The 12,501-nt window shown below is 73.7% G+C and carries 14 protein-coding genes; 9 read left to right on the top strand and 5 right to left on the bottom strand.

Annotation, left to right across the window (positions count from 1 at the left end; all coding sequences use genetic code 11):
• Positions 1 to 48 precede the first annotated feature (48 nt).
• Both ACZ4U1_RS17005 and ACZ4U1_RS17000 read left to right on the top strand, forming a co-directional pair.
• Positions 49 to 399 carry a winged helix-turn-helix transcriptional regulator gene (locus tag ACZ4U1_RS17005; protein WP_398055286.1) on the top strand — a complete coding sequence of 117 codons (351 nt, stop codon included), beginning with the start codon at positions 49 to 51 and terminating at the stop codon, positions 397 to 399.
• A 238-nt stretch (positions 400 to 637) separates the two neighbouring features.
• Positions 638 to 1,948 carry a glycoside hydrolase family 27 protein gene (locus tag ACZ4U1_RS17000; protein ID WP_467903934.1) on the top strand — a complete coding sequence of 437 codons (1,311 nt, stop codon included), beginning with the start codon at positions 638 to 640 and terminating at the stop codon, positions 1,946 to 1,948.
• A 73-nt stretch (positions 1,949 to 2,021) separates the two neighbouring features.
• On the opposite strand, the gene ACZ4U1_RS16995 is transcribed toward ACZ4U1_RS17000, so the two are convergent.
• The gene (locus ACZ4U1_RS16995) at positions 2,022 to 2,288 is read right to left on the bottom strand and encodes a hypothetical protein (protein WP_467903932.1); all 267 of its coding nucleotides are present in this window, start codon (positions 2,286 to 2,288) and stop codon (positions 2,022 to 2,024) included.
• Between the two features lie 138 nt (positions 2,289 to 2,426).
• Between ACZ4U1_RS16995 and ACZ4U1_RS16990 the strand changes: the two genes are divergently transcribed.
• Together ACZ4U1_RS16990 and ACZ4U1_RS16985 are read left to right on the top strand one after the other, a co-directional pair.
• The gene (locus ACZ4U1_RS16990) at positions 2,427 to 2,999 is read left to right on the top strand and encodes a TetR/AcrR family transcriptional regulator (protein ID WP_467903930.1); all 573 of its coding nucleotides are present in this window, start codon (positions 2,427 to 2,429) and stop codon (positions 2,997 to 2,999) included.
• Between the two features lie 27 nt (positions 3,000 to 3,026).
• Positions 3,027 to 4,193 carry a GDSL-type esterase/lipase family protein gene (locus tag ACZ4U1_RS16985; protein ID WP_467903929.1) on the top strand — a complete coding sequence of 389 codons (1,167 nt, stop codon included), beginning with the start codon at positions 3,027 to 3,029 and terminating at the stop codon, positions 4,191 to 4,193.
• 17 nt (positions 4,194 to 4,210) lie between these two features.
• Here the strand turns inward: ACZ4U1_RS16985 and ACZ4U1_RS16980 are convergent, their stop codons facing one another.
• A complete protein-coding gene (locus ACZ4U1_RS16980) occupies positions 4,211 to 4,882 on the bottom strand; it encodes a class F sortase (RefSeq protein ID WP_467903927.1) in 672 nt (223 codons plus the stop codon).
• Between the two features lie 160 nt (positions 4,883 to 5,042).
• On the bottom strand, positions 5,043 to 5,603 hold the full coding sequence (locus ACZ4U1_RS16975; protein ID WP_467903925.1) for a hypothetical protein: 561 nt from the start codon (positions 5,601 to 5,603) through the stop codon (positions 5,043 to 5,045).
• A 346-nt stretch (positions 5,604 to 5,949) separates the two neighbouring features.
• Between ACZ4U1_RS16975 and ACZ4U1_RS16970 the strand changes: the two genes are divergently transcribed.
• Positions 5,950 to 6,816, top strand: a complete 867-nt coding sequence (locus tag ACZ4U1_RS16970; protein ID WP_467903923.1) for an SCO6745 family protein — start codon at positions 5,950 to 5,952, stop codon at positions 6,814 to 6,816.
• Between the two features lie 372 nt (positions 6,817 to 7,188).
• On the opposite strand, the gene ACZ4U1_RS16965 is transcribed toward ACZ4U1_RS16970, so the two are convergent.
• Both ACZ4U1_RS16965 and ACZ4U1_RS16960 read right to left on the bottom strand, forming a co-directional pair.
• A complete protein-coding gene (locus tag ACZ4U1_RS16965; protein ID WP_467903921.1) occupies positions 7,189 to 8,400 on the bottom strand; it encodes a cytochrome P450 in 1,212 nt (403 codons plus the stop codon).
• A complete protein-coding gene (locus ACZ4U1_RS16960; protein WP_467903919.1) occupies positions 8,397 to 9,107 on the bottom strand; it encodes a cyclodityrosine synthase in 711 nt (236 codons plus the stop codon). The genes ACZ4U1_RS16965 and ACZ4U1_RS16960 overlap by 4 nt, the downstream gene beginning before the upstream one ends.
• Positions 9,108 to 9,325: 218 nt before the next feature.
• Between ACZ4U1_RS16960 and ACZ4U1_RS16955 the strand changes: the two genes are divergently transcribed.
• From ACZ4U1_RS16955 to ACZ4U1_RS16940, 4 genes are all read left to right on the top strand, one after another.
• Entirely contained in the window at positions 9,326 to 10,162 is an 837-nt protein-coding gene (locus ACZ4U1_RS16955) for a fructosamine kinase family protein (RefSeq protein WP_467904199.1), read from the top strand.
• Positions 10,163 to 10,261: 99 nt separating this feature from the next.
• The gene (gene tgmA / locus ACZ4U1_RS16950) at positions 10,262 to 10,453 is read left to right on the top strand and encodes a putative ATP-grasp-modified RiPP (RefSeq protein WP_356860965.1); all 192 of its coding nucleotides are present in this window, start codon (positions 10,262 to 10,264) and stop codon (positions 10,451 to 10,453) included.
• A gap of 17 nt (positions 10,454 to 10,470) precedes the next feature.
• Positions 10,471 to 11,454 carry an ATP-grasp ribosomal peptide maturase gene (gene tgmB, locus ACZ4U1_RS16945; protein ID WP_467903917.1) on the top strand — a complete coding sequence of 328 codons (984 nt, stop codon included), beginning with the start codon at positions 10,471 to 10,473 and terminating at the stop codon, positions 11,452 to 11,454.
• A 35-nt stretch (positions 11,455 to 11,489) separates the two neighbouring features.
• Positions 11,490 to 12,377: a Gfo/Idh/MocA family protein gene (locus ACZ4U1_RS16940; protein WP_467903916.1), complete on the top strand. Its 888-nt coding sequence runs from the start codon at positions 11,490 to 11,492 to the stop codon at positions 12,375 to 12,377.
• Positions 12,378 to 12,501 lie beyond the last annotated feature (124 nt).

Here is a 12,501-nt window from a genome sequence, read left to right as displayed (position 1 = left end):
GTGGAGAAGTCGGCCGGACGGCCGGTGGAGAACAGAAGAGGGACGACGATGACGCGCAGCCGCGCCCAGGACCCGAACGTCTGCGGGGTGACCGCCGCGATCGCCGTGATCGACGGCAAGTGGAAGACGTCGCTGCTGTGGCTGCTGGAGTCCGGGCCGCACCGGCCCGGCGAACTGCGCCGCCGGCTGCCCGGGTTGAGCGAGAAGGTGCTGACCCAGGCGCTGCGCGAGATGACGGACGACGGCCTGGTGCACCGGGAGGTGCACGACGTGCTGCCGCCGAAGACCGTGTACTCGCTGACCGGGTTCGGCCGCGACCTGGCCGCGGCGCTGGATCCGGTGGCAGAGTGGGGCCACCGCCGTCTGGAGCGGCTCCGCGAGCGGGAAGCCGCGTCCTGACGCGCTGCCGCCGTCACCTCCCGTCCGTTCCCCGGCAGCCCCTGACCTCGGAAAACAGCCTCTCCCGGGCGGAGGGGAGCTGCCAAGTACCCACAAAAAAGTGGGTGTCCGGCTCCCCGCTCCGGTCCCCCCGGCGGCGTGGCCGTCACCGGCCGGGGCCTCGCGCTCACCCTCCCGCCGCACTCCTTCGTCACCGTCCAGGCCCCCATGTCCCTGCCGGACTGAGAGGACACCGACCGTGGACCGCCCCCTCCCCGCCCGCCACCTGCGTCCGCCGATGGGCTGGAACAGCTGGGACTGCTACGGCCCTACCGTCACCGAGCAGGAGGTGCTCGCCAACGCGGAGTTCATGCGGGACCACCTGCTCGCGCACGGCTGGGACACCGTGGTGGTGGACATCCAGTGGTACGAGCCGACGGCCCGCGCCCACGGCTACAACCCGGACGCGCCCCTGGTCCTGGACGCGTACGGCCGCCAGCTCCCGGCACCGAACCGGTTCCCCTCCGCCGCCGGCGGGGCGGGCTTCGCCCCGCTGGCCCGCCGGGTCCACGACCTCGGGCTCCGCTTCGGCCTGCACATCATGCGGGGCGTCCCACGCCGGGCCGTCGCCGCCCGGCTGCCGGTGTACGGCACCGAGTTCACCGCCGACGAGATCGCCGACACCTCCTCGGTCTGCCCGTGGAACACCGACAACTACGGCCTGGACCACGACCATCCGGGCGCCCAGGCCTACTACGACTCCCAGGTGGCCCAGTTCGCCGCGTGGGGCGTGGACTTCGTCAAGGCCGACGACATGCTGTTCCCGTACCACGAGCGGGAGATCGCCGCCTACGCACGGGCGATCGAGCGCTGCGGGCGGCCGGTCGAGCTGAGCCTGTCCCCCGGCACCGACGTCTCCCTCGCCCGCCTGGACCACCTGCGCCAGCACGCCACCATGTGGCGCGTCTGCGACGACCTGTGGGACCGGTGGGCGGACGTCGAGGCGCAGTTCGCCCGGATGGCCCGGTGGGCCCCCTGGCAGGGCGAGGGCGGCTGGGCGGACGCCGACATGCTGCCCCTCGGCCGCATCGGCATCCGCGCCGAACGCGGCACCGACCGGCTGTGCTCCCTCACCCGGCCCGAACAGACCAGTCTGCTCACCTTGTGGCTGATCTCCCGATCGCCGCTGATGATGGGCGGGGACCTGCCCACCAGCCCGCCCGAGACCATCGGCCTCCTCACCAACGACGAGGCGCTGGCCGTGCTGTGGCACAGCACCGGCAACCGCGAGGTGCTCCGCGAGGACGGCCTCGTCCTGTGGACCGCCCGCGACACCGACGGCCGTACCCGCTACGCCGCCGTCTTCTCCCTCGCCGACGGACCACGCCGGTTCGAGGTGCCCCTCGGCTCAGTCGGCGCCCGCCCCGCCGACCGGATCCGCGAGCTGTGGACCCGTACCGACGCCCCGCACGACGGCCGGCACCTCACCGTCCGGCTGCCCGCCCACGGCGCCGCCCTCTATCGTCTCGCGGAGGAGGCGGAGGACGCGAAGGACAGCGGGCGGGAGTGAGTGTGGCGACGATCCAGGGCGTGGCGAAGGCGGCCGGTGTGTCGGCGATGACGATCTCCAACGTCCTCCCGTACTACGGCCGGCTGGCCGCCGCCATCATCACGGCGGCCGGACGGCAGGCCTGCGGGTGGGCGTCGAGCAGACCGGCGCCCGCCGCGAGGACGAGCTGGCGGCGCTCACCCTGTCCCGCAACCGGCTCTACGACGGACTGATCCTCAGCACCGTCGGCATGGGCCAGGCCGATGTCGAGGCCCTGGAGGTGGATCACCCGGTGGTGATCCAGGGTGATCGGGTTCGACAATGTCGACGAGAGCGCGTTCCTCGTGCCCTCGCTGTCCACGGTGGATCCGGACCACGACCTGACGGCCGAGCGGGCGGTGGCCCTGCTGGTCGCTCCACCGGACCTAATCGGTAATCCCATTTGCCTAAAGCCTTTAGGAAGTTTCATAATCGTTCGCGGCAGACGGGAGGAGCGAGGATGGCGCGTGCGGGTCTGACCACCGAGCGTCTGGTCCACGCCGGTGCGGAGCTGGCCGACGAGGTCGGCTTCGACCAGGTGACGGTGTCCGCGCTGGCCCGGCGGTTCGACGTCAAGGTGGCGAGCCTGTACTCGCACCTGAAGAACTCCCAGGACCTGAAGACGCGGATCGCGCTGCTCGCCCTGGAGGAGCTGGCCGACCGTGCCGCCGAGGCGCTGGCCGGCCGGTCCGGGAAGGACGCCCTCGCCGCCTTCGCGCACGTCTACCGGGACTACGCCCGCGCACACCCCGGCCGCTACACGGCGGCCCGGCACCCGCTGGACTCCGCGACGGCGGCCGGCAGCGCGGGAGTCCGGATCGCCCAGCTGACCCGGGCCATCCTGCGCGGCTACGACCTCGCCGAGCCGGACCAGACCCATGCGGTGCGCCTCCTCGGCAGCGTCTTCCACGGCTACGTGAGCCTGGAGGCGGCCGGCGGCTTCAGCCACAGCGCCCCCGACTCGCAGGAGTCGTGGGCCCGGATCCTGGACGCCCTCGACTCCCTGTTGCGCAACTGGCCCACCCAGCCCTGAACCCCTCTGAAGACGCAGGCAGACACGATGCACACCATCCCCCTCACCGCCGGCCTGATACGCGGCGCCCTCGATCTGGAGCGCACCGCGCACGGCCTGCTGCCGCACCGGCTGCCCGCCCGGGCCCGCGCCCAGTGCGCCGACCCGCAGCTGGCCCTGGCGGAGTCCCAGCCCTCCGGCGTACGGCTGGTCTTCCGCACCCGCGCCACCGCCGTCGAGCTGGACACCCTGCCGACCAAGCGGGTCTACCCCGGCGTACCGCCCCGACCCGACGGCGTCTACGACCTGCTCATCGACGGACGCCCGGCCGGCAGCGCCACCCTCGCCGAGGGCAGCACCCTCACCATCGACCTGGGCGCCGGCACCGCCGAGCACCGGCCCGGCCCGGTCGGCACCGTCCGCTTCACCGGACTGCCGGACATGGTCAAGGACGTGGAGATCTGGCTGCCGCACAACGAGACGACCGAACTCGTCGCACTGCGCACCGACGCGCCCGTGGAGCCCGTACCGGACCGGGGCCGCCGGGTGTGGCTGCACCACGGCAGTTCGATCAGCCACGGCTCCGACGCGGCGAGCCCCACCACCACCTGGCCGGCGCTCGCCGCGTCCCTGGGCTCGGTGGAGCTGATCAACCTCGGGCTCGGCGGCAGCGCGCTGCTCGACCCGTTCACCGCCCGCGCGCTGCGTGACACGCCCGCCGATCTGATCAGCGTCAAGCTCGGCATCAACGTGGTCAACACCGACCTGATGCGGCTGCGCGCCTTCGGCCCCGCCGTGCACGGGTTCCTCGACACCATCCGCGAGGGCCACCCCGACACCCCGCTGCTCGTCGTCTCGCCGGTTCTGTGTCCGATGCACGAGGAGACGCCCGGCCCGACCGCCATGGACCTGGAGGCCCTGGGCGAGGGCCGGGTGCGGTACCGGGCCACCGGGGATCCGGCGCAGCGGGCGACCGGGAAGCTCACCCTGGGGGTCGTCCGGGAGGAACTGGCCCGGATCGTGCGCGAACGGGCGGCCGAGGACCCGTGCCTGCACTTCCTGGACGGCCGGGAGCTGTACGGCGAGGCCGACGCCGCCGAGCTGCCGCTGCCCGACGGTCTCCACCCGGACGCCGCGGGCCATCGCCGGATCGGCGAGCGGTTCGCGGCGCTGGCGTTCGCCGCGGGCGGCCCCTTCGCCGGCCGCGCCGTCTGACCGGACGCCCCGGCGGCTCACACCAGGTGGGCGAAGACGACCAGGTTGTCGGTGTAGTCCCGCACCGTGTGGTCGTAGTCCCCGGCGCAGGTGATGAGCCGGACCTCGGGGCGCGAGGCGTCCGCGTACACCCGGGTGCTCGGGAAGTCGTCCTTGGCGAAGGTCTCGGTGTCGTCCACGACGAAGTCCGCCGTGCGCCCGTCGGCCCGCTCCACGGAGAACCGGTCGCCGGGCTCCAGATCGTCGAGGTTCGCGAAGACGGCCGGGGAGGTCACCGTGTCGACGTGCCCGGCGATGATCGCGGTGCCCTCCTCGCCGGGCGAGGCGCCGTCGGCGTACCAGCCGACGAGATTGGTGTCACCGGCGGGCGGCGGCTGCAACTGGCCCGAGGCGCCGATGGCGAGGGAGGTGAAGGAGGCGTCCACAGAGATCTTCGGGATGCGCAGGCGGGTCGGTTCCGACCGGGGCAGCGGCTCGCCGGACTGCCGCGGGTCGGCCGGTGCGGCGGTGCCGCCGCCGGAGGCCCGGGGCGCCTGCGGCGTGTCCTGTGGCGTGTGATGACCGCCGAACAGGCTGACGGCGAGGAAGACGGCCGCCACGCCCCACAGCGTCAGCCGCCCGCCACGGCCGGCACGCGGGGCGTCCGCCGCCGGTCCTGAGGGGGTCGAAGAGGAGGGATCTGCTGCCATCGGACACCACCTCACTCGGGCACGGCAGCACGGGGATCAGGGCGGGAAGGGGACGGCGCCGGTCCCGGCGTCCGGGGCGGTGCGGAGCGCAGGGGGCGCGGGCCGCCGACACGATGCGCGCGCCGACGGCGTCCGCAGCCCCTGTGGGACGCACCGGCCGTCAGGACGCCGGCTCGGCGGCCTTCCGGCGGCGCAGCGCGTACGCGCCGGCGGCGCCTACACCCAGTACGGCGAGTCCGCTCGCGGTGACACCGGGCGTGGCGAGCGCTCCGCCACCGGTGTGCATGCCACCGCGCGGCTTCTCGTGGTCGTCACCCCACTCGCTCTTGTCACCCTTGTCGCCCTTGCCGCCTCTCTCGCTCTTGTCCTCGCCGCTGTCGCGGTCCTTGTCCCGGTAGCTCTCCGGGTCGAAGCGGCTGTCGCCGCCCGAACCCCAGTCGTCGCTGCCCACCGCGGCGAGCGCTCCGCCACCCGTGTGCATTCCGCCGCGGGGCCCGTCGTGTTCCCCTCCGCCGCCGCGCTTGTTGCCGTAGTCCTTGTCGTGGTCGCTGTCCGATCCCTTGTCCTCACGGTCGGAGTCGCTGTCGTGCTCCTTGCTGTACGAGGAGTCGTCACGGCCGCCGTCGTGCTCGGCCGGCCCGGCGAACGCGGCGCCGGGCGTGGCGAAGGCCAGTGCGGCGGCGGCAGCCGCCGTCGCCAGGAGCATGCGGGCAGAGCGCATAGTGATGTCCTTCCGCCGGGACCGGGCAGCGGATACCTCATCAGCTCGGTGGACCCGGCCTCGACATGAACCACCGTCAGTGAGGCCTGTGTCTCCCACCATCCGAGCCGTCCAGCCGGGGCACCACGCCACCCGTCTGCCCCAGCGCGGCGGGCCCGGGACCCCTCGTCCGGGTCAATCCCCGAAGCGGCCGTACACCTGCCGGGGTGATCGCCCCAGCCCCTCTGTGACGAGGGCCACCTCTGCGCGGTGACCGCCGCCCTCTTGTTATGACCGCTGTCATAACGCAGGCTGGTGCCGACAGCACGGCAGGCCGACGTGGTGGGAGGAAGCAGTGGCGGACGGGATGGCACGGGCCCTGTGGGAGCGGTACGAACCGGTGCACGGGCTCGTGTACTTCGCGCCGGAGGCGCACCGGGCGGCGGACGGGCTCGGGCTGCGCGGGTTCTGGATGGGCTACTTCGCGCTGCGGGCCGCCCCGCTCGGCGCGGTGCCCCCGTCCGTGGTGACGAGCTGCTTCTACGTCTTCCACCCCGCCCGGGTGGCACGGGCGCTGCCCGACGCCTGGGCGTACACCGCTCCGGCGGACGCGCTGGCGGCGCGCCAGGAGGCGATGGACGCGGCGATGACCCGGCTGTTCGGGGCGGACACCGTCGGCTCCGCCGACTTCGCGGAGGCCGCGGACCTCGCCTGGGAGGCCGCCGCCGCCGCGGACACCACGGGCAGGGTGCTGGGCGCCGCCAACCAGGCGACCGAGCGCCCGCAGCGGCCCGCCGCGCGCCTGTGGCAGGCCCTGACGACCCTGCGCGAGCACCGGGGCGACTCCCATGTGGCAGTGCTGGTGAGCCTGGGGATCGGGCCGGTCGAGGCCATGGTGCTCAAGGCGGCGGCCGGCGAGTCCGACGGGGCCTTCCTGCGCGAGACACGGAAGTGGCCGGAGGAGGACTGGGCGGCGGCCGTGGCGCGGTTGCGCGCGGACGGCCGGCTCGCGGCGGACGGCTCGCTCACGCCCGCGGGGGCGGCGCTGCGCGCGGAGGCCGAGGCGCTCACCGACGCGGCGGCCGAAGGGCCGTGGACCGCGCTGGGCGCCGAGCGGAGCGGACGGCTGGCCGCACTGCTGGAGCCGCTGGCCCGCACGGTCGAGGGGTCGGGTCTGCTGCCGGCCGGGAACCCGGTGGGGCTGACCCGGGGAACGCACCCCGGCGGCCGCTGAAGGAGGCCCGGCCCGGCGCCCCGCACAACGCTGAAGCCGGGACTGCCGCCCACCGGGAACCCCGTAGGACCGACCCGACGGCCACACCCCGACAGCCACCACAGCAGACCCCGGCCCAGCGACCCACCCAACGCAGAAGCCGGAATCGCCACCCACCGGGAACCCCAGAGACCCACCCGACGGACACACCCCGTACCGGCCCGGCGACCCGCACGGCGCAGGAGTCGGGACTGCCGCCGACCGGGAATCCCCCCCCCCCCCCGGGCCGGCCCGGGGAACGTGCCCCGGCGGCCGCTGGAGGAGGCTCCGGCCCGGCGTCCCCCGCCCGGGGTGCCGGGCCGGGGGCGTCGTACGGAGAGCGGGGGCCGGGGGCTACCAGGTCACCGGCAGCCGTTCGGGGATCCGCTTCATGAACCCGGTGCGCCACACCAGTTGGCCCGGCGGGACGGCGAGGGCGAGGTCCGGCAGCCGGTCGAGCAGGACCTCCAGGGCGATACGGGCGTGGGCGCGGCCGAGCGCGGTCGCGGGGCAGTAGTGGGCGCCGCCGCCGAAGGAGAGGTGGTCGGCGGTGTTGTCGCGGTGGACGTCGAAGCGGTGCGGGTCGGGGAACTTCTCCGGGTCGAGGTTGGCGCCCTCCACCAGGACCAGGACGAGGTCGCCCGCGCGGATGCCGACGTCGCCGAGCGTCACGTCCTCCAGGGCGAGGCGGGGCAGGGCGTCGCCGATGGAGAGGTTCACCCGCAGCAGTTCCTCGACGCCCGGGCCGATCAGGTCGGGGCGGTCCCGCAGCAGGTCGCGGGCGATGGGGTGGGTGAGCAGGTAGACCAGGGCCATGGTGAGGAAGCCGGAGGTGGAGATGACGCCGGCGCCGAACAGGGTGACGCCGACGGTGGCCAGCATCTCGTCGGTGAGGTGCGCGTAGTCGGGGTCGTCGCGCAGGGCGGCGAGTTCACCCATCAGGCCGTACGTCGCCGGGTCGTCGAGCAGGGCCGCCATCCGGGCGATGTCCCGGTCCCAGTTGAGCCGCGCGCCCGTGATCGGGCACGGGGAGTTCATGAAGGCGATGTCCAGGCTGCGCAGGAAGGCCGGGGCCTCGGTCTGCGGGATGCCGAGGATGCGGCAGTGCATGCCGGCCGAGTACGGCTCGCAGAACGCGCCGCGCAGGTCGGCCGTCGGCCCCTCGGCGACGATCAGGTCCACCAGGCGGTGGGCCTCGGTGCGCAGCCACTCGGTCAGCCCCGGCGTCTTCGGGTTGAGGGCCTTCATCACCGCGCGCCGCAGCCCCGCCCCGGTGATGTTGCCCATGTTGTTCACCACCTCCGGCGGGATGGTGAGGGCGTACTGCCGGGGCACGCCGGGCGCGGAGGTGTCCTTGAGGGAGAAACGGTCGTCCTTGAGCACCTGCGCGCACAGCTCGTACGAGGAGACCAGCCAGGCCTCGTCGCCGGCGATGGTCCGCACGCGCCGCACGGGGGTGGCGGAGCGCAGTTCCGCGACCTCGGGCGGCACCCGGGTACCGTCCCAGGAGAACGGGAAGCCGGGCAGGGCTGGGTGGTCGGTACGGGTGTCGGGGGCGGTGGTCATGCCGGGGTTCCTTCCAGGGCGGCGGGGGTGACGATGGCGTGGCCCTGGTTGCGGGAGGCACGCAGGCCGGCGCCCCGGGAGTACAACAGCTCGGCCATCGGCAGGAGTTGGTGGTAGCAGTTGAGGGAGGAGGGCACCTTGAGGATGGCCGGGGTGTCCAGGAACAGCGGGGCCTCGGCGCACACGTACTCCAGGCACACGGCGCGCTGCCGCTCGGTCGGTGTCTCGCCACGCGCTGCGAGGAAACGATTCACCAAGGCCTCGCAGACGGCTCGGAAGGCACCGTCGGAAGCCAGTCGCGCCTTCAGCTGCCGGTGGATCTCCTGGTAGTCGGGGTTGGTGCGGAACTCCGACATCGGATGCCAGTCCAGCCGGGCGCCGTCGGGATCGGCCGCCGACACCGCGTCACGGACCTTGGCCCGCACCCCGCGGAGGTTCTTCGTGGCCTTGCGGCGGGCCTCGTCGGGCGGGTAGCCGGATGCCTCGTACATCTCGGCGACGTACAGGTCGGTGTAGACGAAGTCGACCCGGTCGAAGTGGTCCAGCCCCCAGCGGGCGAGGTCGTGCAGGCGTCGGGCCGAGAAGTAGCTGTTGCCCGGGGACACACCGATCACGGCGTGCGCCCCCTCAGCGAGGATGACCTCGCAGTGGGAGGTGTACGGCTGGACTTCGAAGACGTCGGCCATCAGCACGGATGCTGTGGTCACGGGGGAAATCCTCCGCCGCGCGCTAGTCCCTGCGGGGCCCTGTGCCCCCGGTGTGGCGACGCGGCGGGATCACGCTAGCGGTACGAGATCACCACGGGTAGTTACCGCCGGGGTTTGGCTGAAAACAGTCGTACCAACCGTTGAAGTACCCGGCGAGCGGCCTTGATTGCGGGTCGTACTCTGGGGCCGTGGTCAAACGGGACGAGGATCCAGGGCAGGTGGCGGCCCGGCTCACCGGGCGCCCGGCCGGCGGGGCCCGGCGGGCGTCGGGCTCGCCCGCCGAGGTACTGCTGGACGGCGGGACACCGGTGATGGTCAAGCGCGGTGACGGTCCGGGGGCGGTGCGCGCCGAGGTGGCGGGGCTGCGCTGGCTGGCCGCCGCGGGTGCGGTGAGGGTGCCGGCGGTGCTCGGGCACGACGAGCACTGGATGGTGACCGAACGGGTGCCGACCGGGTCCCCCGACCCCGCGGCGGCGACGCGTTTCGGCCAGGCTCTCGCCGCACTGCACGCGGCCGGCGCACCCCACTTCGGGGCGCCGCCGCCCGACGGCCCGCAGGACGCCTACATCGGCCTCGCCCCCATGCGGAACACACCGGGCACCGACTGGCCCGGCTGGTACGCCGAGCACCGCGTCCTGCCCTATGTGCGCGGCGCGGTCGACCGCGGCACGCTGCTGCCCGGCGAGGCGGAGGTGTTCGAGCGGGTCTGCGCCCGGCTGCCGGAGCTGGCGGGTCCGGCCGAGCCGCCCGCCCGGCTGCACGGCGACCTGTGGAACGGCAACGTGCTGTGGGGCGCCGACGGTGAGGTCCGTCTCATCGACCCGGCCGCGCACGGCGGGCACCGGGAGACCGACCTGGCGATGCTCCAGCTGTTCGGCTGCCCCCACCTGGACCGGGTGCTCGCCGGCTACCGGGAGGCGGCACCACTGGCCGACGGCTGGCGGGACCGGGTCGGAATACACCAGCTCTTCCCGCTGCTGGTGCACGCGGTGCTGTTCGGCCGGGGGTACGCGGAACAGGCGCTGGCGGCTGCGCGCAGCGCGCTCGCCCGATGACCCCGGAAGCAACCCCTCCGGCCGTGCTCACTCAGCGTAAGGAAACCAATCACCCGTTCGACTCGTATAAGGACGTGAAAGCCTAATCAGGGAGAGACCATGCAACCGTTCACCCTCAACTACGCGCGGCCCGCAGTGCAGTTGGAGGTCACCGCTCCGTACGCGTACGACTCCGGACTGCAGTTGAACGTCCTCCCGGACGGGCGGATCGCCGCCACCGACCACGCGACCCTGAGAGCCCTCGGAACCACGACGTCGACCGCCGGTTCCAAGACGCACTTCGACGACTGAACCGCGGACGTCGAGAGATGACCGTGCTCATCCTGACCAGTGAAGAGGACGTGACGGCGGACATGGTGGTCCTCCGGCTGGGCGAGGCCGGGGTGCCCGTCGTCCGGCTCGATCCCGCCGATCTGACCAACGGGGTGGCGCTGTCGGGCGAGTACGTACACGGCGCCCGCCATGGACATCTGTCCGTCGGCGGGCGCCTGGTGAGCATGAACGGCCTGCGCTCCGTCTGGGTGCGCAGGCCGGGAGCCCCGGCCGCCCGCGCCGCCCAGCCGTCCGCCTGGCTGACCGAGGAGTCGTCGCAGGCGCTGTACGGCATGCTGCGGTGCAGCGACGCCCGCTGGATGAACCATCCGGACGCCGCGCGCCGGGCCCGGCACAAGCCCTGGCAGCTGCATCTGGCCCAGCGCAGCGGCCTCCCGGTGCCGGCCACCCTCATCACGACGTTCCCGCAGGCGGCGCGGGAGTTCGCGGAACGCTTCCCTGACCTGGTGGTCAAACCGGTCTCCGGGGCGCATCCGCAGGAGCCGCCCCGGGCGGTGCCGACCAGCCGGGTGGCACCGGACGCCGACTTCACCGCGGTGGCCTTCGGCCCGACCCTGCTGCAACGGCGGATCGCCAAACGCGCCGACATCCGGCTGACCGTCGTCGGCGACACGCTGCTGGCCGCGCGCAAACCCGCCGACCCGGACGCCCATCCGGACGACGTGGACGTCCGGTTCGCCCCGTCGGTCTCCCCCTGGCTGCCCGCGGACGTGCCGCCGCGTGTCGCCGAGGGCGTCCTGCGTTACATGGCCGGCGCGGAACTGGCGTACGGCGCCTTCGACTTCGCGGAGGACGCCGACGGGATCTGGTGGTTCCTTGAGTGCAACCAGTCCGGTCAGTTCGGCTTCGTGGAGATGGACACCGGCCAGCCGATCGCCGCCACCATCGCCAACTGGCTCGCCGGGCGGGGGGATGCGGGCCGCAGGTGTGCGGAGGGCGACCGGAGCGCAGCATCTTGAGGGTGCGGGGATCGGCTCGGAGAAGGGAACGCGACATGCGCATCGGACTGCTGGGAACGGGCCCCTGGGCACGGGCGGCGTACGCACCCGCCCTCGCCGGGCACACCGGCCTGGAGTTCGCGGGGGTGTGGGGGCGCCGGCCGGGGGCGGCCACCGAGCTGGCGGAGCAGTACGGCGTCGCCGCGTACGCCGACGTGGACGCGCTGCTGGCCGACGTGGACGCGGTGGCGGTGGCCCTGCCCCCGTCCGTGCAGGCCGGGATGGCGGTGCGGGCGGCCCGGGCGGGCCGGCATCTGCTGCTGGACAAGCCGCTGGCGGTGTCGGTCGAGGACGGGCGGGCCGTCGCGGAGGCGGTGGAGCGGGCCGGGGTGGCGTCGGTGGTGTTCTTCACCGCCCGCTTCCAGAAGGAGCCGGACGCCTGGATCGAGGAGCAGGCCGCCGTGGCGGGCTGGTTCACGGCGCGGGCCCAGTGGCTGGGGGCGGTGTTCACCACCGACAGCCCGTTCGCCGGCTCGCCGTGGCGGCGGGAGAAGGGCGCGCTGTGGGACGTCGGCCCGCACGCCCTGTCGGTACTGCTCCCGGTGCTCGGCGACGTACGGCACGTCGTCGCGGCGGCACACGGTCCGGCGGACACCGTGCACCTGGTGCTCGACCACGCAACCGGCGCGTCGAGCACCCTCACGCTCAGCCTGACGGCCCCGCCGGCGGCGGCCGGGGCCGATGTGGAGCTGCGCGGCGAGGCGGGCGTGACGGTCCTGCCGGGCAGCTCCGAGGGAGCGGTCCCCGCGCTCACCCGGGCCGCGGACGCGCTGGCGCGGGCCGCCCGCACGGGCCGCCCGCACTCCTGCGACGCCGGGTTCGGCCTCCGGGTCACCGAGATCCTGGCCGCGGCGGAGTCCCGGCTGGCGAGCGGGACGGACTAGGAACCAGACGGCCGGGGGGGGGGGGGGGGGGGGGGAGAGCCAGCAGCACAGGCACCACCACCACAAACCAAACCCCCGCCAGACAGACGCAGAGGGAGCTCTTATACAGAGGTATAGAGAGACC

It is taken from the genome of Streptomyces sp. NPDC028928, assembly GCF_055564915.1.
This window is presented reverse-complemented; position numbering and strand designations above follow the sequence as displayed.

Excerpts from the sequence above, each read along its gene's own strand:
- ACZ4U1_RS16975 (WP_467903925.1), bottom strand. The coding sequence starts at position 5,603 with ATGCGCTCTGCCCGCATGCTCCTGGCGACGGCGGCTGCCGCCGCCGCA.
- tgmB (WP_467903917.1), top strand. The coding sequence starts at position 10,471 with ATGACCGTGCTCATCCTGACCAGTGAAGAGGACGTGACGGCGGACATG.
- tgmA (WP_356860965.1), top strand. The coding sequence starts at position 10,262 with ATGCAACCGTTCACCCTCAACTACGCGCGGCCCGCAGTGCAGTTGGAG.
- ACZ4U1_RS16985 (WP_467903929.1), top strand. The coding sequence starts at position 3,027 with ATGCACACCATCCCCCTCACCGCCGGCCTGATACGCGGCGCCCTCGAT.
- ACZ4U1_RS17005 (WP_398055286.1), top strand. The coding sequence starts at position 49 with ATGACGCGCAGCCGCGCCCAGGACCCGAACGTCTGCGGGGTGACCGCC.
- ACZ4U1_RS16965 (WP_467903921.1), bottom strand. The coding sequence starts at position 8,400 with ATGACCACCGCCCCCGACACCCGTACCGACCACCCAGCCCTGCCCGGC.
- ACZ4U1_RS16940 (WP_467903916.1), top strand. The coding sequence starts at position 11,490 with ATGCGCATCGGACTGCTGGGAACGGGCCCCTGGGCACGGGCGGCGTAC.
- ACZ4U1_RS16970 (WP_467903923.1), top strand. The coding sequence starts at position 5,950 with ATGGCACGGGCCCTGTGGGAGCGGTACGAACCGGTGCACGGGCTCGTG.
- ACZ4U1_RS16990 (WP_467903930.1), top strand. The coding sequence starts at position 2,427 with ATGGCGCGTGCGGGTCTGACCACCGAGCGTCTGGTCCACGCCGGTGCG.
- ACZ4U1_RS16980 (WP_467903927.1), bottom strand. The coding sequence starts at position 4,882 with ATGGCAGCAGATCCCTCCTCTTCGACCCCCTCAGGACCGGCGGCGGAC.